Source organism: Deltaproteobacteria bacterium (assembly GCA_019310525.1).
Taxonomy (GTDB): domain Bacteria; phylum Desulfobacterota; class DSM-4660; order Desulfatiglandales; family HGW-15; genus JAFDEE01.
Window position 1 is genome coordinate 13,570 of sequence record JAFDEE010000022.1, and the last position, 24,375, is coordinate 37,944.

General features: G+C 54.7%; 20 protein-coding genes. 14 read left to right on the top strand and 6 right to left on the bottom strand.

The genetic code is table 11. The features are described 5' to 3' along the window. Positions 1-262: 262 nt before the first annotated feature. Positions 263-1,726, top strand: a complete 1,464-nt coding sequence (gene guaB, locus JRF57_05790; GenBank protein MBW2303209.1) for an IMP dehydrogenase — start codon at positions 263-265, stop codon at positions 1,724-1,726. Next, complete coding sequence (gene guaA, locus JRF57_05795) at positions 1,726-3,282, top strand: glutamine-hydrolyzing GMP synthase (protein MBW2303210.1); 1,557 nt, start codon at positions 1,726-1,728, stop codon at positions 3,280-3,282. Before guaB ends, guaA begins: the two co-directional genes overlap by 1 nt. Positions 3,283-3,315: 33 nt before the next feature. Here guaA and JRF57_05800 read toward each other — a convergent pair whose 3' ends face one another. Continuing rightward, on the bottom strand, positions 3,316-4,803 hold the full coding sequence (locus JRF57_05800) for a DEAD/DEAH box helicase (protein MBW2303211.1): 1,488 nt from the start codon (positions 4,801-4,803) through the stop codon (positions 3,316-3,318). 531 nt (positions 4,804-5,334) lie between these two features. On the opposite strand from JRF57_05800, the gene JRF57_05805 reads away from it, so the two are divergent. From JRF57_05805 to JRF57_05825, 5 genes are all read left to right on the top strand, one after another. Further along, positions 5,335-5,667: a helix-turn-helix transcriptional regulator gene (locus JRF57_05805; protein MBW2303212.1), complete on the top strand. Its 333-nt coding sequence runs from the start codon at positions 5,335-5,337 to the stop codon at positions 5,665-5,667. Continuing rightward, positions 5,651-6,358, top strand: coding sequence for an ABC transporter ATP-binding protein (locus JRF57_05810; protein MBW2303213.1), 708 nt, complete (start codon positions 5,651-5,653; stop codon positions 6,356-6,358). The genes JRF57_05805 and JRF57_05810 overlap by 17 nt, the downstream gene beginning before the upstream one ends. Then, the gene (locus tag JRF57_05815; GenBank protein MBW2303214.1) at positions 6,348-7,142 is read left to right on the top strand and encodes an ABC transporter permease; all 795 of its coding nucleotides are present in this window, start codon (positions 6,348-6,350) and stop codon (positions 7,140-7,142) included. Before JRF57_05810 ends, JRF57_05815 begins: the two co-directional genes overlap by 11 nt. A 167-nt stretch (positions 7,143-7,309) precedes the next feature. Further along, on the top strand, positions 7,310-8,734 hold the full coding sequence (locus tag JRF57_05820; GenBank protein ID MBW2303215.1) for a CoA-binding protein: 1,425 nt from the start codon (positions 7,310-7,312) through the stop codon (positions 8,732-8,734). 153 nt (positions 8,735-8,887) lie between these two features. Continuing rightward, positions 8,888-9,361 carry a hypothetical protein gene (locus JRF57_05825; GenBank protein MBW2303216.1) on the top strand — a complete coding sequence of 158 codons (474 nt, stop codon included), beginning with the start codon at positions 8,888-8,890 and terminating at the stop codon, positions 9,359-9,361. A 52-nt stretch (positions 9,362-9,413) separates the two neighbouring features. Here JRF57_05825 and JRF57_05830 read toward each other — a convergent pair whose 3' ends face one another. The 5 genes from JRF57_05830 to JRF57_05850 form a co-directional block, all read right to left on the bottom strand. Then, entirely contained in the window at positions 9,414-10,751 is a 1,338-nt protein-coding gene (locus tag JRF57_05830) for a GTPase (GenBank protein MBW2303217.1), read from the bottom strand. A gap of 194 nt (positions 10,752-10,945) precedes the next feature. After that, positions 10,946-11,863, bottom strand: coding sequence for an ornithine carbamoyltransferase (argF, locus tag JRF57_05835; protein MBW2303218.1), 918 nt, complete (start codon positions 11,861-11,863; stop codon positions 10,946-10,948). A 31-nt stretch (positions 11,864-11,894) separates the two neighbouring features. After that, positions 11,895-13,103, bottom strand: a complete 1,209-nt coding sequence (locus JRF57_05840; GenBank protein ID MBW2303219.1) for an ornithine--oxo-acid transaminase — start codon at positions 13,101-13,103, stop codon at positions 11,895-11,897. A 16-nt stretch (positions 13,104-13,119) separates the two neighbouring features. Continuing rightward, on the bottom strand, positions 13,120-13,851 hold the full coding sequence (locus tag JRF57_05845; GenBank protein MBW2303220.1) for a FadR family transcriptional regulator: 732 nt from the start codon (positions 13,849-13,851) through the stop codon (positions 13,120-13,122). Between the two features lie 216 nt (positions 13,852-14,067). Beyond that, positions 14,068-15,699 carry a sigma 54-interacting transcriptional regulator gene (locus tag JRF57_05850; GenBank protein MBW2303221.1) on the bottom strand — a complete coding sequence of 544 codons (1,632 nt, stop codon included), beginning with the start codon at positions 15,697-15,699 and terminating at the stop codon, positions 14,068-14,070. A gap of 446 nt (positions 15,700-16,145) precedes the next feature. Between JRF57_05850 and JRF57_05855 the strand changes: the two genes are divergently transcribed. The 7 genes from JRF57_05855 to JRF57_05885 all read left to right on the top strand — a co-directional run bounded on the left by JRF57_05855 (position 16,146) and on the right by JRF57_05885 (position 24,199). Beyond that, entirely contained in the window at positions 16,146-17,330 is a 1,185-nt protein-coding gene (locus JRF57_05855; GenBank protein ID MBW2303222.1) for a reductive dehalogenase, read from the top strand. Between the two features lie 143 nt (positions 17,331-17,473). Then, positions 17,474-19,045, top strand: a complete 1,572-nt coding sequence (locus JRF57_05860) for an AMP-binding protein (GenBank protein ID MBW2303223.1) — start codon at positions 17,474-17,476, stop codon at positions 19,043-19,045. Positions 19,046-19,302: 257 nt separating this feature from the next. Further along, entirely contained in the window at positions 19,303-19,806 is a 504-nt protein-coding gene (locus JRF57_05865; GenBank protein MBW2303224.1) for a pyridoxamine 5'-phosphate oxidase family protein, read from the top strand. Between the two features lie 269 nt (positions 19,807-20,075). Next, on the top strand, positions 20,076-21,119 hold the full coding sequence (locus JRF57_05870; GenBank protein MBW2303225.1) for a threonine aldolase family protein: 1,044 nt from the start codon (positions 20,076-20,078) through the stop codon (positions 21,117-21,119). Positions 21,120-21,201: 82 nt separating this feature from the next. After that, positions 21,202-21,981, top strand: coding sequence for a hypothetical protein (locus JRF57_05875; GenBank protein ID MBW2303226.1), 780 nt, complete (start codon positions 21,202-21,204; stop codon positions 21,979-21,981). Between the two features lie 92 nt (positions 21,982-22,073). After that, on the top strand, positions 22,074-23,228 hold the full coding sequence (locus JRF57_05880) for an aminotransferase class I/II-fold pyridoxal phosphate-dependent enzyme (protein ID MBW2303227.1): 1,155 nt from the start codon (positions 22,074-22,076) through the stop codon (positions 23,226-23,228). A gap of 698 nt (positions 23,229-23,926) precedes the next feature. After that, a complete protein-coding gene (locus JRF57_05885) occupies positions 23,927-24,199 on the top strand; it encodes a cold shock domain-containing protein (protein MBW2303228.1) in 273 nt (90 codons plus the stop codon). Positions 24,200-24,375 lie beyond the last annotated feature (176 nt).

The window sequence follows — 24,375 nt, forward strand, 5'->3', positions numbered from 1 at the left end:
CTTTCAAGCCTTTTTCATCAAAGGGGCGGCCGGTCCAAGGAAAATTTCTTGCAGTAGAAAACAAAAACGCTATAGTCTAACCCAAATTATGCTTGAACGCTTGCCCGCCGGAATTATGGCGGGAACGTAGCGGAGGGAACATCCCTTTTACCCTTCACCCATCGGGTGCTGTCAGAATGCTTTAACATATTACAATAAAGATCAATTCCATTAGTAATGTATAATTTGGGTTTAAGGCTCGAATTCAAAAACGGAGAGAGTGATGGACAGGAAAGAAATCAAACGAGGATATACCTTTGACGACTTGCTCCTTGTACCTGCCGAGTCTTCTGTGTTGCCTTCCGAAGTGGATGTCAGAACACGTCTTACCAGAAAGATCAAGTTGAATATCCCCATCGTGAGTGCAGCCATGGACACGGTCACGGAATCGGAAACGGCTATCACGATTGCACGACAGGGGGGCTTGGGTTTCATTCATAAAAACATGAGCATTGAGCAGCAGGCCCTGGAGGTCGAAAAGGTCAAAAAGTCGGAAAGCGGCATGATCGTCGACCCTATCACCATCGAGCCGGATCGAAAGATCTATGAGGTCCTGGACATCATGCGCAAGTACAGGATCTCGGGGGTCCCGGTGGTTAAAGAAGGCAACCTGGTGGGGATCATCACCAACAGGGACTTGAGATTCGAAACGAACCTGGAGCAGCCGGTCGAGGCGGTCATGACCAAGGAGAACCTGGCCACCGCCAAGGTCGGTATCACCCTGGAAGAGTCCAAAGCCATCCTTCACCAGAGGCGCATTGAAAAGCTGCTGGTGGTGGATGATGAAGGTAAGCTCCGGGGGCTCATCACCATCAAGGACATAGAGAAGATCAGGAAGTATCCTAACTCCTGCAAGGACGAACTGGGACGCCTGAGGGTTGGAGCGGCGGTGGGGATCGACACGGACACGGAGGAACGCGTGGAGCGGCTCGTTGCCGCCAACGTTGACGTGGTGGTGGTGGATACGGCCCATGGGCATTCCCTCGGCGTCATTCGGGCGGTTGAAATGATCAAGAAGAAATTCCCCGCCCTGGAACTGGTCGCAGGGAACGTGGCGACGGCCGAAGGTACGCGGCGCCTGATCGAGGCCGGGGTCGACGCCGTCAAGGTGGGGGTAGGCCCCGGATCAATTTGCACCACTCGGGTGGTGGCGGGTGTGGGCGTGCCCCAGCTTTCCGCAATCATGGACTGTGCGGAGGAGGCCGCCAAGTGGGATATCCCCATCATCGGAGACGGCGGTATTAAGTATTCGGGGGACATCACCAAAGCGATCGCAGGGGGGGCGGATTGTGTAATGATCGGAAGCCTGTTCGCGGGGACCGAGGAGAGCCCGGGAGAGACCATTCTCTACCAGGGACGGACTTACAAGGTCTACCGCGGCATGGGCTCCATCGAGGCCATGAAGGAAGGGAGTAGGGACCGCTATTTCCAGGGCAGGATCGAGCAGGAAAAGAAGCTTGTTCCCGAGGGTATCGTGGGCCGGGTCCCTTACCGGGGTCCTCTGGGAGAAACGGTCTATCAGCTCGTCGGGGGCCTGAGGGCCGGCATGGGATACCTGGGTTGCCGCAACATCCAGGAACTCCATACCAAGCCCACCTTTGTGGCCATCACACCGGCGGGCCTCCGGGAAAGCCATGTCCATGACGTGATCATCATCAAAGAGGCCCCAAACTACATGCTGGAATAATGGAAAAAGATATTTACAAACAAAAAATTTTGATCCTGGATTTCGGGTCCCAGTACACCCAGTTGATTGCACGAAGGGTCCGGGAGGCCCAGGTCTATTGCGAGATCCATCCCTTCAACCTCCCGCTGGACGAGGTGAAGGCCTTTTCTCCGCGGGGGATCATCCTATCCGGGGGGCCTTCGAGCATCTACGATCAGGAGGCGCCCATGGCCGATCCGGGAGTGCTGGATCTGGGGGTCCCGGTACTGGGGATCTGTTACGGGATGCAGTATATCACCCACATACTGGGTGGAGTCGTGGCCAAGGCCCTGGATCGGGAATATGGCAGTGCCTCGGTCACGATCCGCAATGACCACGACCTGTTCCACGGTTTTCAGGTCGGCTCGGAAGAGACGGTCTGGATGAGTCACGGGGATCGCATCGACCGCCTGCCCGAGGGCTTCACCGTACTGGCGGATACGTCGAACAGTCCAGTGGCCGCCATGGTCCATTCCGGGAAAAGGCTCTTCGGAGTCCAGTTTCACCCGGAGGTCATACACACTCCCAAGGGAATGCGTATTTTGAAAAACTTCCTTTTCAGGATCTGTGGTTGCGAACCCCTTTGGACCATGAGTTCCTTTGTGGAAAGAACCATTGAGGATGTACGTGAAAGGGTGGGAGAAGGCCGGGTGATCTGCGGTATCTCAGGAGGAGTGGACTCCACCATCACCGCCGTGTTGTTGCACAAGGCCATCGGGCGGCAGCTTTCCTGCATCTTTGTGGACAACGGGGTGCTTCGGCGGGGCGAGAGCGACGAGGTGATGGAACTCTTCCAGGAGCATTACCACATGGATGTCCACCTGGTGGATGCCTCCGCCCATTTCCTCAGATGCCTCAAGGGTGTCACGGATCCCGAGCAGAAGAGAAAGATCATCGGCAGGGAATTTATCAAGGTCTTCGAGAGGAAGGCCAAGGAACTGGGCCAGGCCCGATATCTGGCCCAAGGAACCCTGTATCCTGATGTAATCGAGAGCGTCTCATTCAAAGGCCCTTCGGCTACGATCAAGAGTCACCACAATGTGGGAGGATTGCCGGAGGTGATGAAACTGGAACTCATCGAGCCCCTTCGGGAACTGTTTAAGGATGAGGTCCGGCAGGTGGGGTTTGAATTGGGCATCCCTCGGGAAATGGTGATGCGGCAGCCTTTCCCTGGGCCGGGACTCGCCGTGAGAATCCTGGGAGAGGTGACGCCCGAACGGTTGGAAGTCTTGAGATCGGCCGATGCCATCCTGCTGGAGGAGATCCGGAAGGAGGGACTTTACGAGAAGGTGTGGCAATCTTTCGCCGTGCTTTTGCCGGTCAAGACCGTAGGTGTGATGGGGGACGAGCGGACCTATGAAAACGTCATCGCCTTGCGGATCGTGGACAGCCAAGATGCCATGACCGCGGATTGGACCCGGGTCCCTTACTCTGTGCTTGCCGGGATCTCAAACCGGATCATCAACAACGTCCGGGGTGTCAACCGGGTCGTGTACGATATCTCTTCCAAGCCGCCCAGCACGATAGAGTGGGAGTAATCGAGTCCCTGGCCTCCGACTGCTTTACCGGCATCAGGGTGTGGGGGAAGATGTCTGCCCGGTAGCCGAATCGAACCGGTCGTCGATTGAGAGATCGGCCTTTTTGCGTCGGCCGCCCCGTTTCTTCTTTTGGTGCACCTTCTCCGTATCGACGGCCGGCTTGGGCGCCAGACCGAATATTCCTCTGGACTCCTTGCCCTTGGCGATTTTCCTGGAATCCTGCCTCCTTCCCGACTTTTTCCCGGACCCGCGGCGACCCTTCAATACCCTTGATTTCCTCCCTCGAACCCGGGACGGGACTTGGGCGGCCTGGTCCTCCTTGAACCAGTCGTCATCCGGCCAAGTTACGGGAATCTTTTCCCCGAGCATCTTCTCGATGGGTTCGAGGTAGTAGACGCAATTCTCGCATGCAAAGGAAAAGGCTTTCCCTGTCTTTCCTGCCCGGGCCGTTCGCCCGATCCTGTGGGTATAGTTTTCGGGGTCCTGGGGGAGGTCGTAGTTGATGACATGGCTGATGTCTTCCACGTGGATGCCCCTTGAAGCCACGTCCGTTGCGACCAGGATTTTTGTCTTTCCCGTCTTAAAGCGTTCCATAAGCCTGAGCCTCTTCGGCTGGGGCAGATCCCCGGTGATGCCCTCGGCAGGAAGTCCGTTTCCCTTGAGCTTCCCGGAGAGGAATTCGACGTCCGCCTTGGTATTGGAGAAAATGAGCACCCGGGTCCAGTCTTCCTGCTCCAATAGTCCAAGAAGCAGGGAAAGTTTCTGGTCCGATCCCACGTGGAACAGGCATTGTTCGATTCCGTCTACAGTGATGTTTTCCGGCAGCACCGAGATAAACTCCGGAAGGTTCATGTAGTCGTAAGTCAGGGCGAGGACCCGGTGGGAAAGGGTTGCGGAAAAGAGCATGGATTGCCTTTTCTCGTAATGGGGGAGTCGCCGGAGGATATAGCGCATGTCCTTGGTGAATCCCAGGTCAAAGAGGCGGTCCGCCTCGTCCACTACAAGGATTTTTATCCCACCTGTCTTAAAGATCCCTTGTTTGAGATAATCGATGATGCGGCCGGGAGTGCAGATCACGATATCCGGCCCCTCGATAAGCCTTTCTGCCTGTTTTCTGTAATCGATTCCACCAACCACCTGGGCCAGACTCAAGCCCGTGTGCCGCCCGATTAAGCGTGCATCCTCATATATCTGTAATGCCAGTTCGCGGGTAGGAGCGACGATCAGAGCTGAAGGCAGCCCGTTTTTCCTGGATTTTGAGCCCAACAATCGGCTGAAAATTGTAACCAGAAAGGCTGCGGTCTTGCCGGTTCCGGTTTGGGCCTGGCCAGCAACGTCCCTGCCCGTAAGAGAAATGGGCAGTACTTGGGCTTGTATAGGCGTGCAGTATGTATAACCGGCCTCTTTCAGGCCGGTCAGGATTTCATCGGGCAAATCGAAATCCTCGAACTTGCTGTTGGTTAAAAATTCCGGCTTTTCCGCCCTGGGGCTGAGTGCCTGTATATCAGTTTCATCAATCATGTGTATTCCTTTGTTGTCCGGCTCTCCCTAGTACCCATCCATTTTTCAATTCAGCCGAGAAAAGCTGCAGAATCTTGGGTATAATACTCCCTTCCATTGTGGGAACAGTGCCATGTCGCCGGGTGGTCCGTTCGAACTGGGTGGGAGGAAACGGTTTTTGGACGATATATCGATTCGATTTTGGTTATAAAACAATTCAACTCATTTGAAAATGTTTTTTTGCTTTTCTTTTGGATCAATATGTTGAAGTTTATTTGATTTGGAGATAGAGTTGAATGTTATATATAAATATGCATATCTTGATCAACATCGGTTCGTTTTATGTTATGAGTAATTATAACATCGATCAAGCAAGGCCTATCTTTAAATTTTGAGCACCGGCGAATTTCCGATTTTTCCCCCTCCCCTCAGGGGCGTAAGCCTTACGCAGAGATTGGAGAAAAGGGCCATTTATGGATGGGCACTATTTAGCATATTTTTTTTCCCCTGTTACGTTTGACATTATTATGTTAATCGATTACGGTTATCGATATGCATCCAGATATGAGAACCATTACCAGGGAAGTTTTGTTGGCTTTCTGGAAGGTACACATATTGCACCATGCCGGAGAAAAGGGCGTGGTGGGCCAGTGGATGCTCCAGGAGCTTCGGAGACACGGCTATGATATCAGCCCCGGGACCTTGTATCCATTGCTCCAGCGGATGGAACGGAACGGTTGGCTGAGGGCGGTGGTAGATCCGGGGGCGGGACCGCGGGGCAGGAAAATGTATTTTTTGACGGGAAAAGGAAGAGATGTACTCGCTTTCCTCCGGGACCGGGTCGAAGAATTGTGGGAAGAAGTTAGAGATGAAGAGCCCGAGTGATGGATCCTCCTTGGAGGTGGAGGGGGTGGGACGGATGCCCGATACCGTTCCGGCGATCCGGATCCAAGATGTTACGGTCCGTTTTCAGGGAAAAACGATCTTGGCGCGATTTTCCCTGGACGTGGGGCGGGGAGAAAAGGTGGTGCTCAGCGGGGAGTCGGGGATCGGTAAATCCACCCTTCTTCGCTGCTTGCTGGGGTTCGTGATTCCGCAGGAAGGCCGTATCTTCATCAGCGGGGAACCCCTTACGGCTGATACCGTCTGGAGACTCCGTAGGCTCATTGCTTATGTCCCCCAGGAACCCGATCTTGGAGACGGTCTTCTCCGGGAATGGCTGGAGAAGCCATTTTCCTATCGGGGGAATGCTCACCTTAAGGAAAATCTCAAGCGTATCCCCGAATTCCTTGAACGCTTTTCCCTCTCCCCCGAACTTCTTGATAAAGAGACCGGATCCCTTTCCGGAGGAGAGAAACAGCGCGTCGCTATGATCACTGCGATTCTCCTGGGAAGAAAGATCTTTCTCCTGGACGAACCCACCTCTGCCCTTGATGAAAAGAATGGACGTAGGGTACTGGAGACCTTCCGTACCATACCCGACGCCACCATCCTGGTAATATCCCACGATCCATTATGGTTGGAACTGGCCGACCGGACCGTTGAGCTTGGACGAGGAGGGAAAAATGGGGGCTGAAAACATAGGGGTCTGGTTCCTGGCGGGTTATTATACCTTGCTGATCATCCCCCTGGGTGTGATGCTATGGTTCCGGGTGCCGATCATCGGTAAGACCCTTTCGGCGGTGTTGAGGATGACCCTCCAGTTGCTTTTCGTCGGGCTTTACCTCCAGGTCGTATTCCGGCTGAATAATCCATGGCTCAACTCTCTCTGGCTGCTCGTCATGGTGGGCGTGGCTGATGTGTCCATTGCCAGGGGTTGCGGCCTCAGGTTGGGAAGGTTCGTCATTCCCCTTTTCGGCGCCTTGGTTGCGGGAACAGCGGTCCCCTTGATCGCCTTTGTAGGCCCTCTGCTCAAGCGGCCCAACCTGATGGACGCCCAGTATGTCATCCCCATCGGGGGCATGATCCTGGGCAATTGCCTGCGGGCCGACATGATTGGGATCAGGCACTTCTATGAGGCCATCCGAAAAGGAGAAAAGACCTTCCTGCTCGCCCTCTCTCATGGAGCCCGACTACATGAGGCCTTAAGACCTTACCTGCGTGATGCGTGCCGGGCGGCATTGCTCCCCACCGTGGCGACCATGGCCACGATCGGACTGGTGGCCCTGCCTGGTATGATGACCGGGGTGATCCTTGGTGGGGCCAATCCCATGACGGCTATCAAGTACCAGATAGGGATCATGATTGCCATTTTCACGGGAACGGCCATCACGGTGATCCTGGCTATCCTGATGAGTGTGAAGGTGAGCTTTACCCCATACGGGACCCTGGACCCCGGGGCCTTCAGGAAGCGGCCCTGAATCGATGAAAGAGAGCGGGAGGGGCTGAACGGGTCCGTGACGGGGGAGGGAGGAAGCTGCATGGCATGGGAATTTCTGTGGGCCGGGGCCGTTTCCTTTTGGAATTGAAGCCCGGTGCAATCAGTAATCAAGTTTCCAATACCTCCGACAGAACATGGAGTGATTCGATGGTGGAGAAGAAATCGGGTGGTAGTTTGAAAAACAATGATCTATCGATCTTTTTTGAGCCCAAAAACCTTGCAATCATCGGTTCCTTTCGGGAGAACTATTTCGGTGGCCACGTGGTGGTAAAGTCCCTACTGGAGGGGGGCTTTCATGGCGGAATATTTCCCGTCAACTCCAACGCCAGGGAAACCCATGGCCTCAGGGTGTATCCATCCCTGAAAGAGGTCCCGGCCAAGATAGACCTGGTCCTGGTCATGATCAACGCCCGGCGGGTTCCAAGGGTCATCCAGGAGTGTGGAGAGATGGGGATAAAAGGAATAGTGGTGGTCTCGGACGGCTTTGCAGAAAGGGACCTGGAAGGAAGACGGCTTCAGGAGGAAATCCTGAAGATTGCCGGACAATGGGGAATCCGCCTCCTCGGCCCCAACACCGCGGGAATTCTCAACACCTCCTGTGGCTTGAATCCTGCGCCTTACGAGGCCGGGTACTACAGGGTGAAGAAGGGGCCTGTCGCCATCCTTGCCCAGACCGGGATGATCAACCCCCAGGCCGTCCCCTATCCCGATCTCCGTTTTGGCATCAGCAAAGTCTGTGACTTTGGGAACAAGTGCGATCTGGACGAGTGTGATGTGATGGCCTATCTCGCGGAAGACGATGAGACCGGAGTGATCACCATGTACCTGGAGAGTATACGGGACGGAAGACGCTTCATCGAGACCTGCCGGCAGGTGAGCGCCCGCAAGCCCGTCCTGGTCTTGAAAGGGGGAAAGACCCGGGAAGGGGCCCGGGCCAGTGTCTCCCATACCGGATCTCTGGCGGTGGATGATGCCGTCTTCAATGCGGCCTGCAGGCAGTCCGGGCTCCTTAGGGTGGAGCGGTTCGCAGAGCTTTTCGAGATGCCTAAGATCTTCGCAGGACAGCCCCTTCCAAGGGGGAACCGGTTGGGGATCCTGAGCATAACCGGCGGGGTGGCCGTGCTTTGTATTGACCGGGCGTCGACCTACGGTCTTCAACTGGCCGAGTTGAGCCGGGAGACCGCTGTAAGGCTTGATCGGTGGTTCCCTGGGGCTGGAAAGATGCCGGTGGACATCGGCCCCATGATGGCCGCCGTCCGGGACGCCTTTTCCCTCTATCCCGAGTTGTTGAGGGAGGTGCTGGAGGACGAAGGGGTGGATTGTCTGCTGAACATCCTATGGGCGAATCCACGGGGCGGCATCATCGAGCGCTACCTCGAGGCCTATGAAGGCGTGAAGGACGGGCTTCGGAAACCACTGGTGACCTGGGTCTACGGACCGGACAGTGCAATCGTCCAGGAGACGGCCTTCCGCCTGGAGGACATGGGGTTCCCCGTGTTTCGGGAGCCGGAGATCTGTATAAAGGCCCTGGGCCTGGCCCTGCGTTATGCAGAGTGGAGGAAGGGGGCCTGACCATGTACGGGTGGGCAAAGAGATGATCGACGGAAGCCTTGACAAGGTGACGGTGATCGGCCCTAGGAGTTTGCAGGATCTTTTTGCCAATGGCTTGCTTTGTTCCGGAGGGGACTCCAAGGTACCCTGGATTGAGTGCCGGGGAGGAATGGGATGATGGAAACAAGGAAGCGGATATGGAGGAGGGGTTTTAAAATCAACTCTTTCAGTATACCCACGGGCCTGGTGTTCCTATTCTTGATCGTACTGACGTCCCTTGAAGGCACTTCCCTTTTCGCCGGGGAGAAAACGGAGGGATCTGCAGCCGCTAAAAGATGGGATCTTTTTAACCTGAGGGGTCGAGTGATCGGCTCGGTGGACAATAGTGGAAGCGTCTATAACCGGGTTGGCGTCCTGGTAGGAACGGTTGATAAGGACGGAACGGTCTACAATGTCCGCCGTGACCCCGTCGCCAGGGTGGATGCAGATGGTTCTGTCCGGAGCCGCACCGGTAACCTCGTGGGTTTCGTGGACCGGGACGGGAATGTTTATAATCGCTTGAGAAAAAAGGTGGGATCCGGCAAAGGGATCCACGACACGGTTCTTTTGGGGGGCGCGGCCCAGTTGCTCATTTTCATGAACAACTGAAACGACCGTCACCCCCCGGTGACGCGTTTCGTTTGGGGAAAGGCGTTCCTCCTTACCCGGTTGCTCCAGAGGACGAGAGTCGCTTCAGGAGTTCGTCTTCCAGGCGCGGCTCACCGTGGTCCCGGTACTCATAGCGGACCCTGAGGGTGGGCTTGTCAATGGACACGATCCGGGTCAGGTGGATCGGTGTGGCGAAGAGCACCAGATCACACTCGGACCGGCTGATGGTGGCTTGAAGGTCCTCGATCTGTTGTCGGCTGTATCCCATAGCCGGGAGCAGCGGTCCCATGTGGGGATACTTGCTGTAAGTCTCGGCGATGGTCCCCACGGCATAGGGTCTGGGATCCACGAGTTCAGAGGCCTCGTAAGTCCTTGCGGCGATGACCCCTGCACCGTAACTCATTTCCCCGTGGGTCAAGGTGGGTCCGTCTTCCACCACCAGGACCCTTTTTCCCCGGATAAGGTTCGGATCGCTTACCAGGACGGGGGATTCGGCCAGAAGTATTTTTGCATCAGGATTGCAGCGCTGGATATTTCCGCGGACCTGCTCAATGTTTTCCTTCGGGGCTGTATCCACCTTGTTGATGATGGCGATATCCGCCATGAGCATGTTGGTCTCGCCGGGATAATAGAGGAGTTCGTGCCCCGGGCGGTGGGGATCGAAGAGAACGATATGCACGTCCGGGAAATAGAAGGGCGTGTCGTTGTTCCCCCCATCCCAGACGATGACGTCCGCTTCCTCCTGAGCAGCCTCCAGGATTTTTCCGTAGTCCACCCCCGCATAGACGACGATCCCCTGGTCCACGAGGGGTTCGTATTCCTCCCGTTCCTCGATGGTGCAGCGGTGCTTCGTAAAATCTTCGTATGAGGAGAAGCGCTGGACCACCTGGGCCCTCAAGTCACCGTATGGCATGGGATGCCGCACGGCGACGACGCGTTTCCCCTGTTTGCGGAGGATCTCGCAGACCTTGCGGGTCGTCTGGGATTTTCCACAACCCGTGCGGACGGCGCAGACCGCCACCACCGGTTTGGTCGCCTTGAGCATGGTGTAAGTGGCGCCGATCAGGATGAAGTCCGCCCCCTCACTCATGGCGATCCCGGCCTTGTGCATGACCTCCACGTGGGGGATGTCGCTGTAGGACATGGCCACCAGGTCGACTCGATGCTCCCGGATGAGTTCAGCCAGCCTCTCCTCGGGAAAGACGGGAATCCCCTCGGGATAGAGCTTGCCGGAAAGTTCCGGGGGGTAGAGACGCCCCTCGATGTTCGGAATCTGCGTAGCGGTAAAGGCCACGACCCGGTAGCGGGGGTTATCCCGGAAATAGACGTTGAAATTATGAAAATCGCGCCCACCGGCGCCCATGATGATTACTTTTTCTTCTGTACCCATGATATTTCTTCTCCTGATTCGTTGATGAGCTGCACTACGCCGCCCATTGAACGGTAACAAGCGTTTCCCTGCCGGAGTACTCTCGGGTTTTTCCAGGAGAGACTACCGGCATCATCCTTTTCCCTCTCCCAGCAACCGGAGCGTAATAATTTTCCGGTGAGGGACCGCCGATGCCCATATTTTACCGCGCGGCCCTAAGCCCTCCCGGCCACCTTGAGCAGAACAGCGTTTTGGACGTGCATCCGGTTTTCCGCCTGGTCAAAGACAATAGAGGCCGTGGATTCCATGACTGAATCGGTCACCTCCCGCCCCCTTTCGGCGGGAAGACAATGCATGAAAAGAGATTCCTTGCCCGTGGCGGCCATCAAGGCGTCATTGACCTGGAAGGGCTGGAAGTGCTTCAACCTGGCTTCCAGTTCATGCTTTTGGCCCATGGAGGCCCATACATCCGTGTAAAGGACATCCGCGCCCTTGACCGCCGTGGTGGGGTCGTGGGAGATCTCCACTTGAGATATCCCGGCTTCCCGGGCACGCTTCACAGTATCCGGATCGGGTTCATAGCCTTCGGGACAGACGCAGACGAAGTGCAGGGGCAGGCGCATAGCAAGGTGCAACCAGGAGTGAACCACATTGTTCCCGTCTCCCACAAAGACGATTTTAAGATCTTCAAGACGGCCCAGGTGTTCCCGGATCGTAAAGATATCGGCCATGACTTGGCACGGGTGATTGTAGTCCGTAAGGCCGTTGATAACCGGCACAGCGGCATATCTGGCCAGTTCCAGGATATGGGCATGATCGAAGAGGCGGGCCATGATCATGTCGTTGTACCGGCTCACCACCCTGGCGATGTCCTTTATGGCCTCGCGTTTCCCGATCTCGATATCGTTTGGACCCAAGTAGAGGGCGTGGCCTCCCAGTCGGAAAAAACCGGTCTCAAAGGAAATCCGGGTCCTGGCGGAAGGTTTTGCAAATATCATGGCCAGGGTGTGGTCCCTGAAAGGTTTGTACGCTTCGCCCTTCTTCAGTTTTTCCTTGACCTCGGCAGCCAGATCCAGTGTTTCTGTGATTTCCTCGGGTGTGAAATCCGTTATGTGTAAAAAGTCTTTCTTCACTGCGATTCCTCCATTAAAAAGGGCTTTCTTATTACGGTGCTTGGTCAGTCATCACTGATTCGACCCTTTCGAGGGCCCAGTCGATGTCTTCTTTCCTGATGACCAGGGGCGGAGCGAAACGGATCGTGTGCTCATGGGTTTCCTTGCAGAGCATACCCAGGGTCTTCAATTTTTCGCAAAACCGCCGGGCGCCGCCGGCTTCTGGAAAGAGTTCCATCCCGATCAGCAAACCCTTTCCCCGAATTTCCTTGATATGGGGGCTCCTGATCCGGCGCAGGCCTTCCAGAAAATACTCCCCCATAGCCGCTGCATTTTCGATCATGTTTTCTTCGATCAACACCTTTAGGGCGGTTCGTGCGATGGCGCAGGCCAGTGGATTCCCCCCGAAGGTGCTCCCGTGTTCTCCGGGCCGGAGCACCCCCAGGACTTCCACATTGGAGAGCACCGCCGAGATGGGATAAAAGCCGCCGGAAAGGGCCTTGCCTACCAGGGTCAGGTCCGCCTCGATACCCTCGTGTTCCTCGGCGAGGAGCTTGCCGGTTCGGCCGAGACCGGTTTGGATCTCGTCCAGGATCAGGACCACGTTGTGTCGGGTGCAGATTTCCCGGACCTTTTTCAGGAATCCAGCGGGGGGAACGATGACCCCAGCCTCCCCCTGGATCGGCTCCACCAGGAAAGCCACGGTATTGGGCGTGATCGCTGCCTCGAGGGCATCCGGGTCGCCGAAAGGAATGATTTTGAACCCTGGAGTAAAAGGACCGAAACCCGAGCGGGCGGTCTCATCGGTGCTGAACCCCACGATGGTGATGGTTCGGCCATGGAAGTTGTTTTCGCACACGATAATCTCAGCCCGGTCTTCGGGGACCCCCTTGACCTTGTATCCCCATTTTCGAACGGCCTTGATGCAGGTTTCGACGGCCTCCGCCCCGCTGTTCATGGGCAGGACCTTGTGAGAGGAAGTCAACTCGCAGATCTCCTTGTAAAAGAGACCGAGTTGGTCGTTTCGGAAGGCCCTGGAGGTCAGGGTCAGTTTTCGGGCCTGGGATACCATAGCCTCCATGATCCTGGGGTGGCAATGGCCCTGATTCACGGCGGAGTAAGAGCTGAGGCAGTCCAGGTACTTGTTGCCCTCCACGTCCCAGACCCAGATGCCCTCGCCCCGCTGGAGCACCACATCCAGAGGTTTATAGTTGTGGGCTCCGTATGCTTCTTCCAGGTCGATATAGTACTGCTGGTTCATGTTAAATCCTCCCCACTCAGGCTGGTTTATGTTCTTCTTTCATGTGGCGGTTGAATTTCCTCACATGTTGCTTTACAAGGTTTCGGGCTTCTTCTCCCTTGCCCGTCTCTACAGCGGCGACGATCTTTTTCAGATCCTCGAGGTTCTCCGCGAGAACCCGCTTGCTCCTCAGGGAGAACTGCTCGTAACGGCCAAGGATCCTCTCGTGGATCATCCGAAGATTGGCCAGGTAAATCGGGTTTCCGACGATCTCTGCAAGAGCGATGTGAAGGTCCATGTCCAAGCGAACGAAGGCGGCACTGTCCAAGGGCTCCCGGTTCAGGATTTTCTCCGCCTCTGACAACAGGCCCCTCAGGCGCTTGATGTCCTTTTCCTTCACCCTTTCAGCGGCAAGCGATGCGACCAGCCCTTCAACCCCTTCCCTGAACTCGGCCAGATGATCATAGGTCACCTTTTTTGTCTGGATGAGCAGATCCAGTCCCTCGACGATCTTCTCCGTGCCGACGGCCTTTACGACAGCCCCTCCGCCGACCCCGATCTTTATGTCGATCAGGCCTTTTTGTTCCAGAACTCTCAGGGCCTCCCGAATGGTGCCCCGGCTGGTCTCGAACATCTCCTTCAGTTTCATCTCAGAAGGCAGCATGTCGCCGGCCTTGAGACTTCCGTCCAGGATGGCGCCCTGAATCTGGTCCACAACGTGCTGGTAGATCCGGTTGGGTTTGGGTTTTTTGAACTTAAGGTCGGCCATGTCGCCTCTTTTCAGCCAGGCCTCGTTGCCTCGCAGGATGGCCCTTCAAGGGTTAAATTGTTAAACTGTTAGACGGTTCAACCCTTTAACCATCTAAAGAGAATATGTCAAGAAAAAATGTAGCCGAATGGGAGGATCAGGGAAGGCAGTTGGAATCGGTTCGGGGGCCAAGTGGTTAGAAAAGGGGGTGACAATGGGGTTAGGGGAATTGGAGGGTTACCGGGGCCTCTGGATGCCCATCTTTCTGATTCTGGCCTTGAGGGTTGTAGGTTTCACGCCCAGGAGTTCCGCTGCCCCGCCTGGTCCTGAAACCTTCCACCGACACAATTGAAGGGCGGCCAGAAGGTTTTTCTTTTCCAGTTGTTTCATCTCCACCTCAGTGAGGATCTCCGTCCCTTGAAGATTCACGGGTGCCGGGGCGGGCATGGAAAGTGCCCCATCTTTCGGACGTGCCGGCAGGTCGAACCGGAGGTGGCCCCTTTGAGAGATGATTAGCGCCCGTTCGATCACGTTCCGCAATTCCCGGACATTACCCGGCCAGTCGTATTCCTGGAGCTCAGCCAGGTTGGCCCTGGTCAATTTTGGTCGGGGAAGGTTCAATTTGCCGGATACCCGGTCCAGGAAATGCTCAGCCAACAAGGGAATATCCTCCTTGCGATAGCGAAGAGGCGGAATTTCAAGGGGAAATACGCTGATCCGGTAATAGAGATCCCTGCGGAAGTTTCCCTCTTCGACTTCTTTTTGGATGTCCTTGTTGGTGGCGGCAATGATTCGAACGTCAACCTTTCGAGTTCGTTCTTCTCCGATGCGCTCGTATTCTCCATCCTGGAGGACTCTCAGAAGTTTGGACTGGAGAGGGTAAGGGATTTCCCCCACCTCGTCGAGAAAAAGGGTGCCGCCGTCGGCCGCCTCGAATCGTCCCGCCCGTTCCTTCACGGCCCCGGTGAATGCCCCTTTTGTGTGCCCGAAGAACTCGCTTTCGTAAAGTTCGCTCGGGATGCTCGCGCAGTTGACCTTGATCAGGGGCCGGTCCCTCCGGAGACTGCGCCGGTGGATTTCCCGTGCAACCAATTCTTTTCCGGTCCCGGATTCTCCCAGGATGAGCACGGTGGTATCGGTGGGAGCCACCATTTCGATCTGCCGGAGGATCTTCAGGAGCGCGGGGCTTCGGCCGATGATGTCCCCGAATGCTCCGACCTCATCCAGTTCCTCCCGAAGATAGACATTTTCGAGTTCAAGCTGACTCCTCAGTCTTTCTATTTCCTGGTAGGCGCGGGCGTTGGCGATGGCGATCGCCGCATGATCCGCGACCATCCGTAACCATACACTCCCTTTTTTGACGAGTTCCGGAGGGATCCTGAAATAGATGCCCACCACCCCCAGCACCTCTCCCTTGTATAGCATGGGCTGACCCGCAAAACTGATTATTTCTTCTCCCAGGGCCCATGGATTGCGCTCGATCCACTCGGGATGCCGCCGGATGTCCACCACGCTTCCGGCCTCGCCCCTTGAGGCGATAAGGCCGATTTTGGTGACGCCGAGGGGCACTCGTGCGTACAGGCCGTCCAGCCGTGACCAGTTTTGGGGGTCATGTCGCAATGGCGTGCCCCGGCTGGCAACCAAGTGCAGGCAGTTCCGCCGCCCAGGGCATTCCTTTCCCATGGCGCACCGCTCGCACAAGTCCCCTTGCCTGATGAGCCAGATTCGCGCCAGGGCCACGTGGAGCCTCATAGCCATCCGCTCGACGATCATACGGAGAATGGAGTCCACGGAACGTTCCTGGGCCATTTCAAGAAGAAGGCCCTTTATGGACTCAAATTCCGGCTCGTAGTCTTTCTCGATTTTCATCCTCATGCCCCGAAAGTATGCAAAAATTTGCCTGCTATCAACAATTTTTTGAAAAATTCAAAATATTGTTATGCCCTCTTCAAGAGGGTCTTCACTGGATATCCCGGAAATTGGACTCAATCGGAGGCAGGGAAGTAAAGTGGACGGATGGAAATATCTCAATATCCGGGGTGGTGAATCCTGCACAAAATGGGAGACTTTAAGCATATATATCGGGTCGGCGGGGTGAAGGCGCACCGGACAGGGTGGACTCAGGAGCGGTTTGCAACTTGTCATGGTTTTCCATGCGGCCGGATTGGCATGGATATCGCTTATTGTCTTCTCCAAGTAATGTCTGATCCATAAATGAGAATTCTCTCATTTATGGATGGGCACGTCCTAACCTTTAGTATACACTGGAATTCAGGGGCCCCAGCCCATTTCCTGCCAAGGGCGGAGGAGAGAAAATGATCAATCGGAGACGTGAAAAGGCCAAATTCGGAGAATGCATCGACCCATATCCCACCCATCTTCTCAAGCGGGTGGATCGTCCCACCACCAAGATCCTGGACGATCAGGTCAAGCGGGTGGACGAGAGGGAGAGCGGATTCATGAGGGCAGGGCGGGGGGATTTCGGCGAACGGCTGAAAAAAGAATATTACCGGTTCGTTCAGAAACATCCCCTGTCAAACGCCCTGGTCCGGATGGGGTTTCACTTGCGAAAGGTCACGGACGGTGAGGTGGCCTCCGAGAAGGCACCGATTCCTTATGACGATCCCGTGCTCATGGCGGCCCATATCAAGGAGGTGGCATACTTTTTGAGGGCCGACCTGGTGGGGATTTGTGAACTGCCCCCTTATGCCGTGTACAGCCACGGTGCCTGGCATGGGGGATTCGAAATCGAACTCAATCACAAATACGCAATCGCCATCCTGATAGACCAGGATGTTCGAACAGAGGAGGCCTTCAACGGGCGGGACTGGATCAGCAACTCCATGAGCTTCCTGGCCTATTCCACCTCCGGATTCATCGCATGCATTCTGGCGGACTATATTCGCCAATTGGGTTTTCCGGCCCGGGCACACCACGCCCTTGATTACTATGTGGTCGTGCCGCCGATCCTTCTCTGGGCAGGGCTCGGGGAGATGTGCCGGATCGGCGACATCGTACTCAATCCCTTTTTGGGCCCGCGGTTCAAGGCGGCGGTCGTGACCACGGATCTCCCTCTTGCGGTGGACAAGCCCATTGACTTCGGGCTCCAGGATTTTTGCTCAAAGTGCGGGAAGTGCGCCCGGGAATGCCCTTCGGGGGCCATAAGCACAGGGGACAAGGTCATGCACAACGGCTACGAAAAGTGGCCCAACGATGTGGAGAAGTGTACGCACATGCGGGTCGGGAATAAATACGGGTCGGGGTGCGGAACGTGTGTCAAAGTTTGCCCCTGGAGCAAGCCCTGGACTCCGTTCCACCGTGCGGTCAACTGGACCATGAGGCACGTTCCTCCTGCCAGGCGATTCGGCATCTGGGGAGACGACCTCATGGGATACGAGAAACCGGAGGAAAGCAAGAAGTGGTGGTTCGACCTTGAGTGGGTGGACGGGAAGCTCCGCATTCCTCCGAAAAAGGGGGAGAAAGATCACGATTACCTTTAGCGTGCCCGGGAAGGGGAACGGCTTTAGGTAACGGGGTCGTTTCCCCCTTCAAGGTTTATCCGGGGACCATCAGGTAAGGATGTATTCCTTGACAGATCATTAGGGATCGGCTGAATAAAGCCTGATTTTACAGGAGGAACCCGATGATTATCACGGAAATACTGGCGAGAAACGCTCGGATGTATGGGGATGAGACCGCCCTGATCGAAAGGGAACCCGCTGTGGGCGGTAGGAGGGCGATCACATGGAAGGAATTTGACGAGACGGCCAACCGGGTTGCCGGCGCCCTCATGGCCGGAGGAGTCAGGAAAGGGGACAAGGTGGGACTGCTCATGACTAATTGCCTGGAATGGCTCCCCATCTATTTTGGAATCCTTCGGACAGGGGCCTGGGCGGTTCCGCTCAATTTCAGATTCACGGCGGAAGATATCCGGTACTGCATGGAGGTTGCTGAAGGGCGGGCGTTTATTTTCGGGCAGGAATTCATTGAGCGGATTGACGAAATCCGGGAAGATCTCGCCTTCGTGAAAGACTACCTGTATGTGGGTCCCCCGGAAAAGAGACCGAAATATGCGGTGAGTTATGAAGAGTTTTTGGAGAAAGGTTCTCCTTTGGATCCTGGGGTCCAGGTCTCTCTGCTGGACGAGGCGGCCCTCTACTTTACCTCCGGAACCACGGGCCAGCCAAAACCCATTCTCCTCACCCATAGGAACCTGGAAGCCGCCGCCGTGACTGAAAACCTGCACCACAAGCAGACCCATACGGATAACTTCCTTTGTATCCCTCCCCTCTACCATACGGGAGCCAAGATGCACTGGTTCGGCAATCTCATCGTGGGGGCCAAGGCCGTCATCATCAAAGGGGTCAAACCAGAGTGGGTCCTTAAGGTCATCTCCGAGGAACAGGTCACGGTGGTGCTTCTCATGGTGCCTTGGGCCCAGGACATCCTGGTGGCCTTGGAAAGGGGTGAAATCCGGCTGGAAGACTACAAGCTGGATCAGTGGCGTCTAATGCACTGCGGGGCCCAGCCCATTCCACCGGCCCTGATCCAGAACTGGAAGAGTTATTTCCCGGACCAGGACTATGATACAAATTACGGTCTGAGCGAATCCACGGGCCCCGGGCCCGTCCATCTCGGTATCGAAAACACCCACAAGGTGGGGGCGATCGGGCTCCCGGGATTTGACTGGGAGTGCAGGATCGTTGATGAGCATATGAATGATGTCAGGCCTGGAGAGGTGGGGGAGTTGCTGGTCAGGGGGCCGGGTGTCATGAAGGAGTATTACAAGAACCCAGAGGCCACGGAGAAGGCCCTGGTGGACGGGTGGCTCCTCACGGGAGACATGGCTCGCTACGACGAGGAAGGATTCATATGGCTGGTGGATCGCAAAAAAGATGTGGTCATCACGGGAGGGGAAAACATCTTTCCCGTTGAGATCGAAGACTTTTTGAGGCTGAACGCAAAAGTGCTGGATGCGGCGGTCATCGGGATTCCTGATGAACGCCTGGGAGAGATTGCAGCAGCCGTCATAAAGGTGAAGCCCGGGAAGGAGATGACCGAAGAAGAGGTAAGGGAATACTGTGAAGCCCTGCCGCGGTATAAGAGACCTAGGGTTATCATTTTTGGTGATGTTCCCCGAAACCCCACCGGCAAGATCGAAAAACCGAAATTGAGACGGAAATACAGGGAGATCTCCGCTGGTGTGAAAAAGTGAGCAATCTCTCTTAAAACGGGGGTTTTTTCTTTGTGGCCGGACCCGGTTCTTTAGGCCGCAGTGCCGTTTTTGTTTGACCATTCATGGTCATGAAAGCGACCTTTTCCCTCCCTTTCGTTTATCCCTTGAAAATCTATCCTCCCTCCGTGATTTTCCAAAAAATGGAAAAACCGGATGACTTTCTGGTGCCGACGTCATAGAATTTTGTTAACCGCCAGGCCTTTTGGCGGCTTCCAGGCATGAACCCGAGGGGTGCCATGAGGAGAAAGGAAAAGGAAATCAAGGATCGCAGTCTCCTTGAGGAGATCCTGCAAAAGGCCCTCGTTTGCCGTCTCGCCCTGTCCGACGGATCCCGTCCCTATGTCGTCCCCCTTTGCTTTGGGTATCGGGAAAACACCCTCTATTTTCATTCGGGGATGACGGGTATGAAAATCGAAATCCTCAAGAAAAACAACAAGGTGTGTTTCGAAACAGAGATTGGAGTGGAAGTCGTTCGCTCTGAGAAGCCCTGCAAATGGAGTATGCATTTCATGAGCGTCATCGGTTTTGGAACCGCTGCCATTATTCTTGAACCCGAAGGGAAACGAGAGGCCTTGGATATAATCCTATCCCATTACTCGGGCGAAGACGGGCCCTTTGATTACGCCGACGAAACCATTGACAAAACCGTCATCATCCAGGTGGATATCGATTCCATGACAGGAAAGAGTTCCGGCTTAATGCCGTTGAGTGGAGACAAGAACCATTTCAAAAAAGAGTAACTTTTTAGCCTTATGAAATACGTAAATAGAGTGACGGCATCCTTTCTGCGCTCGAGAGTCTCACGGGCTGGTCTTTTCAGGCGACTTATCTGCGGGGGATTCCTGCCCCCTCCGCATTTTCGACTTCATCGAGCAGCGGTTTCCCCCATAGATAAATCACCAAAAGGCGGCGTCCTCCCGACAGTCACTTCGATAAGTATGCTGCCACTCTATCGATAGGCACTAGGTAGAAAAAAGCTAACTTGTTACAAACAAGAAGGGAATGCGACATGAAAAACAGAATTCGAATCGATCTTTTCAGTGATACAATCACGCGACCCACTCAGGGAATGAGGAAGGCTATAGCGGAAGCGGAGGTGGGGGATGAGCAGCAGCGGGAAGATCCCACCGTGAACAGACTCGTTGAGATGGTCTGTGAGCTTTTGGGAAAAGAAGACGCCTTGTTCCTTCCTTCCGGGACCATGTGTAATCAGGTCTCCATACGGGTTCATTGCAGGCAGGGTGATGAGATCATTATGGACAAGACCGCCCATACCCGCAATTTCGAAGGCGGCGGCCCCGCCGCCCTCACGGGTGCACAGGTCTATACCCTCGAAGGAGTACGGGGAGTCTTTACGGCCGGGCAGCTTGAGGAAGCCGTCCGCCCGGTCGATCCCCATTATCCCCGTTCCAGGATGGTCCTGATTGAGCAGACCTCAAACCTGGGCGGGGGGAGTATCTGGCCCCTGGATACCCTGAAGGAAGTGTGTGCCGTGGCCCATGAGCATGGGTTGGCCTGTCACATGGACGGGGCTCGCCTGCTCAACGCCGTCGTGGCGACCGGCATTTCGGCGAGGGAATATGGCGCCCACTTTGATTCCCTTTGGATCGATTTCAGCAAGGGGCTTGGGGCACCTGTGGGGGCGGCTCTGGCGGGTTCCAGGGATTTCATCCGGGAAGCCTGGAGATGGAAGCACCAGTTCGGCGGGGCCATGAGGCAGGCGGGAATCATCGCGGCGGCGGCCGTCTATTCACTTGAAAACCATGTCGAACGCCTCGCCGAGGACCATGAAAACGCCAAAATTCTTGAAAGGAAACTAAAGGAAGTGGGGGGCATACGGGTCGAACCGGTTGAAACGAACCTGGTCTTTTTCGATGTTTCGGGACTGGGTGTGACCTCCGAAGAGTTCAATGCACGTTTGATGGCCCATGGAGTCCGAACTTCCACCCTCGGAAAATATTCAGTGAGGGCGGTCACCCACCTGGATGTTACCCGTGAACAGGTGGAAGAGGCCGCCGAGATCATGGCTCGGGTGGCGGAGGAACTCTCCTGAGGGAGGAACCACTCTTGTTCGAATCAAGGTCGACAGCCCGCCCATAATACTGAATACCGGGAGGATGAAGGACTTGAAACCTATGGAAACCATCAGGAAGATTCCCGTGGGCTGGCAGACTATGCTTGTAATGGTCCTTCTGGTGACCTCGGCCCTTTTCTATTTCATCCACTATCTCCTTTTCAGAGATCCCCATCACATTTTCATCTTTCTCCTGGGAGATATGGCCTTTGTTCCCATAGAGGTGCTGCTTGTGACTCTGATTATCCACAGGGTATTGAGCGAGCGCGAAAAGAAGACCCTGATGGAGAAACTCAATATGCTCATAGGGGCCTTTTTCAGCGAACTCGGGATGCCGCTTCTGCGTCTCCTGTCCGAGTATGATCTTGGATGCGACACGATCCGGGACGAAATCAAGGGAAAAAGTTTTTCGAAGCAGGGATATCCGACATTAAAACAACAGCTTAAGACCCATGACTGCCGAATCGATATACATGAGGGAGACCTGAAAGCGCTGAGGGATTTCCTGTTCGAAAAAAGAGATTTCTTGCTCCGGATGCTTGAAAACCCCAGTCTTTTCAAACACGATACCTTCACGGATCTCCTTTGGGCTGTTTTTCACTTGATGGAGGAACTCGTCTACCATAAGGATCTGGACCGACTCTCGGAGGCCGACTCTCGCCATATATCCAAGGACATCAAGCGGGCTTATGATCTGACCCTTCTCGAATGGGCGGATTATATGAAATATATGAAGGAGAATTATCCTTATCTCTTCGCCCTGGCCATTCGGACGAACCCATTCAATTCCCGCACGATGCCTGGGATAGGGGGAGGACATAGGGAGAGGCGGGGAACATGATGAAAACAGCCCGGCAGCCCTCTTTCCTGGCAGGAATGATCTTCTCGAATCCAAACCCCCGAACACTTTCCGATAAGTAAAGGAGATTTTTCATGGAAAAAAGATATTCAAGCCTCGATACAAAGCTGATCCACGCAGGCGAACTTTTGCCCCGGCTGGAGGGAGCTGTTATCCAGCCCATTTTTCAGTCTTCCACCTTTGAGTACGGAGGGCAGACCTCTTATCATGACCTCAAGTACATCCGGCTGAACAACACTCCCAACCACTTGTCCCTGCATAAAAAGTTGGCGGCCCTTGAAAACGCCGAGTCCGCCCTCGTGATGTCCAGTGGAATGGCGGCCATCACCACTACCCTGCTGACAGTCCTTTCCTCTGGAGATCACCTCCTGGCCCAGGACTGCCTTTACGGCGGCACCCATAGCTTCCTGACCGATGATTTGGCCTCCTTCGGGATCTCTTACGACTTCATCGACGGCAACGACCCGGATTCATGGGAAGAAAAACTCAGACCTTCCACCAAGGCTATACTGGTGGAAAGTATAACTAACCCACTCCTTCAGGTGGCGGACCTGAAGGCCGTGGTGGAATTCGCCCGTGAGAAGAAGCTGGTCTCCATGATCGATAACACCTTTGCAAGTCCCGTCAATTTCCGCCCCCCCGAGTTGGGTTTCGACCTCTCTCTGCACAGCTGCACGAAGTACCTCAACGGGCATTCCGACATCGTGGCCGGCGCCGTCATCGGGAGAAGAGACCTGGTGGAGAAGATCTTCCACCGGCTCAACCACCTGGGTGCATCCCTGGATCCCCATGCTTGTTTCCTGCTGCAAAGGGGGATCAAGACCCTCGGGGTGCGTGTGAGATTCCAGAACCAGAGCGCCCTTCAGATCGCCCGGTTCCTGGAGAACCATCCGGCAGTGGAAAAGGTCAATTACCCCGGCCTGGAAAGCCATCCCGATCACGAAAGGGCCGTGGAACTTTTTGACGGATTCGGCGGAATGTTGAGTTTTGAACTCAAAGGAGGCTCTGACCCGGCCCTTCGTTTCATGGAGAAAACAACCCTGCCGATCGTGGCCCCCAGCCTAGGTGGGGTGGAAACTCTGATCACCCGGCCAGTCACTACCTCCCATTCCGGGATGTCTCCACAGGACCGGGAGGCCATGGGCATCACCGATGCGCTGATTCGGCTCTCCGTCGGGTTGGAGTCTACGGAAGACCTCATTGAGGATTTCAAAAGGGCCTTGACTTGACTCCATCCGGATGGATTCATCCCATCGGAAAGCCGGAGATTGAATGATAGTTTCAGAAAAATTCCGGGATGATCAGGGGTTACCCTTCTGGCCTTACTCCCGCTCGCCCATGGATCAAACCTTTGGATTACCTTCCCAGCAGAAACGAAGAGACGTTATCCTCTTCTTCGATTCCCTTTGATTCCCCTTGATCGGTCTTCATCCTTAAAGTCGTATGGCCGGGTCAAAAGATGAAGACAGATTCATTCCTCCACAACACCAGGGAAACCTGAAATCGGAACCGCCTGAAATTTTGAAGAAGAAAAGAGGGGTGGCAACTGTATAGAAATCCCTCCCTCATACCTTGAAATTGTCACTGACAGCAATCTTATCCAAATGTGAGAAGGAAAAAATATCGAATTTGAATGATTTTGCTCCTTCAATACTTCTTTTTGTGTTTGCTCTTCGATATTTGATGATTCAATGCCGTTTTCTCTTGACCTCGAAAAAAAATAGAGATAAAAATTTTATTGTTCGAGTCGTTGATTCGAATGACTTCCCTCTTCGGGGGTCATCCTCGAATGGAAGAAATTGGTATTCGGCCCTGAAAATTATTTTGGGAACCCTGGATAGTCTGTGACTAAAATCCCGACAAACGCGCCCTTCAGCAAGAAGGGCAAATAGAGACATCCGCCCTATCGAGACCCTGGGGCTCTTTTATGGTCTTATGGGGGAAGCGCCCGTGGGTCGTATTGAACAAGGGAACATCAAGAAAGGAGGTCTTCGTTTTGGTTCAGAATGGCATTGTCAAGTGGTTCAGTGACAAGAAGGGATACGGGTTCATTGAACAAGAAAACGGGCCGGATATCTTCGTCCATTATTCTTATATCAATGCTCCCGGATTTAAGACCCTGGCCAAGGGGGATGAAGTTACCTTTGAAATGGAAAACGGGGAGCGGGGCCCCGTGGCCAAGAATGTGACCAAGGTTTAAAGGGGTAATTCTTAGTAAGGAGAGGAGAAATAGTCTGTTTTTCCGATATCGTAATTTTAGACAATTTATCCCAAATTATGCGTTAACGGTGTAACTTTCTAAACAAAAGTGCCCCCAAATGTAGTAATAGAAGGGTATCGAATAAACCACTAAGACTACAAAGGAGGCACTCAAAA

Bases quoted from the DNA above. Each gene is read 5' to 3' on its own strand.
- JRF57_05815 (MBW2303214.1), top strand. From the start codon at position 6,348: ATGGGGGCTGAAAACATAGGGGTCTGGTTCCTGGCGGGTTATTATACC.
- JRF57_05870 (MBW2303225.1), top strand. From the start codon at position 20,076: ATGAAAAACAGAATTCGAATCGATCTTTTCAGTGATACAATCACGCGA.
- JRF57_05845 (MBW2303220.1), bottom strand. From the start codon at position 13,851: ATGGCCGACCTTAAGTTCAAAAAACCCAAACCCAACCGGATCTACCAG.
- JRF57_05820 (MBW2303215.1), top strand. From the start codon at position 7,310: ATGGTGGAGAAGAAATCGGGTGGTAGTTTGAAAAACAATGATCTATCG.
- JRF57_05825 (MBW2303216.1), top strand. From the start codon at position 8,888: ATGATGGAAACAAGGAAGCGGATATGGAGGAGGGGTTTTAAAATCAAC.
- JRF57_05850 (MBW2303221.1), bottom strand. From the start codon at position 15,699: ATGAAAATCGAGAAAGACTACGAGCCGGAATTTGAGTCCATAAAGGGC.
- JRF57_05830 (MBW2303217.1), bottom strand. From the start codon at position 10,751: ATGGGTACAGAAGAAAAAGTAATCATCATGGGCGCCGGTGGGCGCGAT.
- JRF57_05805 (MBW2303212.1), top strand. From the start codon at position 5,335: ATGCATCCAGATATGAGAACCATTACCAGGGAAGTTTTGTTGGCTTTC.
- guaA (MBW2303210.1), top strand. From the start codon at position 1,726: ATGGAAAAAGATATTTACAAACAAAAAATTTTGATCCTGGATTTCGGG.
- JRF57_05880 (MBW2303227.1), top strand. From the start codon at position 22,074: ATGGAAAAAAGATATTCAAGCCTCGATACAAAGCTGATCCACGCAGGC.
- JRF57_05800 (MBW2303211.1), bottom strand. From the start codon at position 4,803: ATGATTGATGAAACTGATATACAGGCACTCAGCCCCAGGGCGGAAAAG.
- JRF57_05885 (MBW2303228.1), top strand. From the start codon at position 23,927: ATGGTCTTATGGGGGAAGCGCCCGTGGGTCGTATTGAACAAGGGAACA.
- JRF57_05855 (MBW2303222.1), top strand. From the start codon at position 16,146: ATGATCAATCGGAGACGTGAAAAGGCCAAATTCGGAGAATGCATCGAC.
- JRF57_05865 (MBW2303224.1), top strand. From the start codon at position 19,303: ATGAGGAGAAAGGAAAAGGAAATCAAGGATCGCAGTCTCCTTGAGGAG.
- JRF57_05840 (MBW2303219.1), bottom strand. From the start codon at position 13,103: ATGAACCAGCAGTACTATATCGACCTGGAAGAAGCATACGGAGCCCAC.
- JRF57_05810 (MBW2303213.1), top strand. From the start codon at position 5,651: ATGAAGAGCCCGAGTGATGGATCCTCCTTGGAGGTGGAGGGGGTGGGA.
- guaB (MBW2303209.1), top strand. From the start codon at position 263: ATGGACAGGAAAGAAATCAAACGAGGATATACCTTTGACGACTTGCTC.
- JRF57_05875 (MBW2303226.1), top strand. From the start codon at position 21,202: ATGGAAACCATCAGGAAGATTCCCGTGGGCTGGCAGACTATGCTTGTA.
- JRF57_05860 (MBW2303223.1), top strand. From the start codon at position 17,474: ATGATTATCACGGAAATACTGGCGAGAAACGCTCGGATGTATGGGGAT.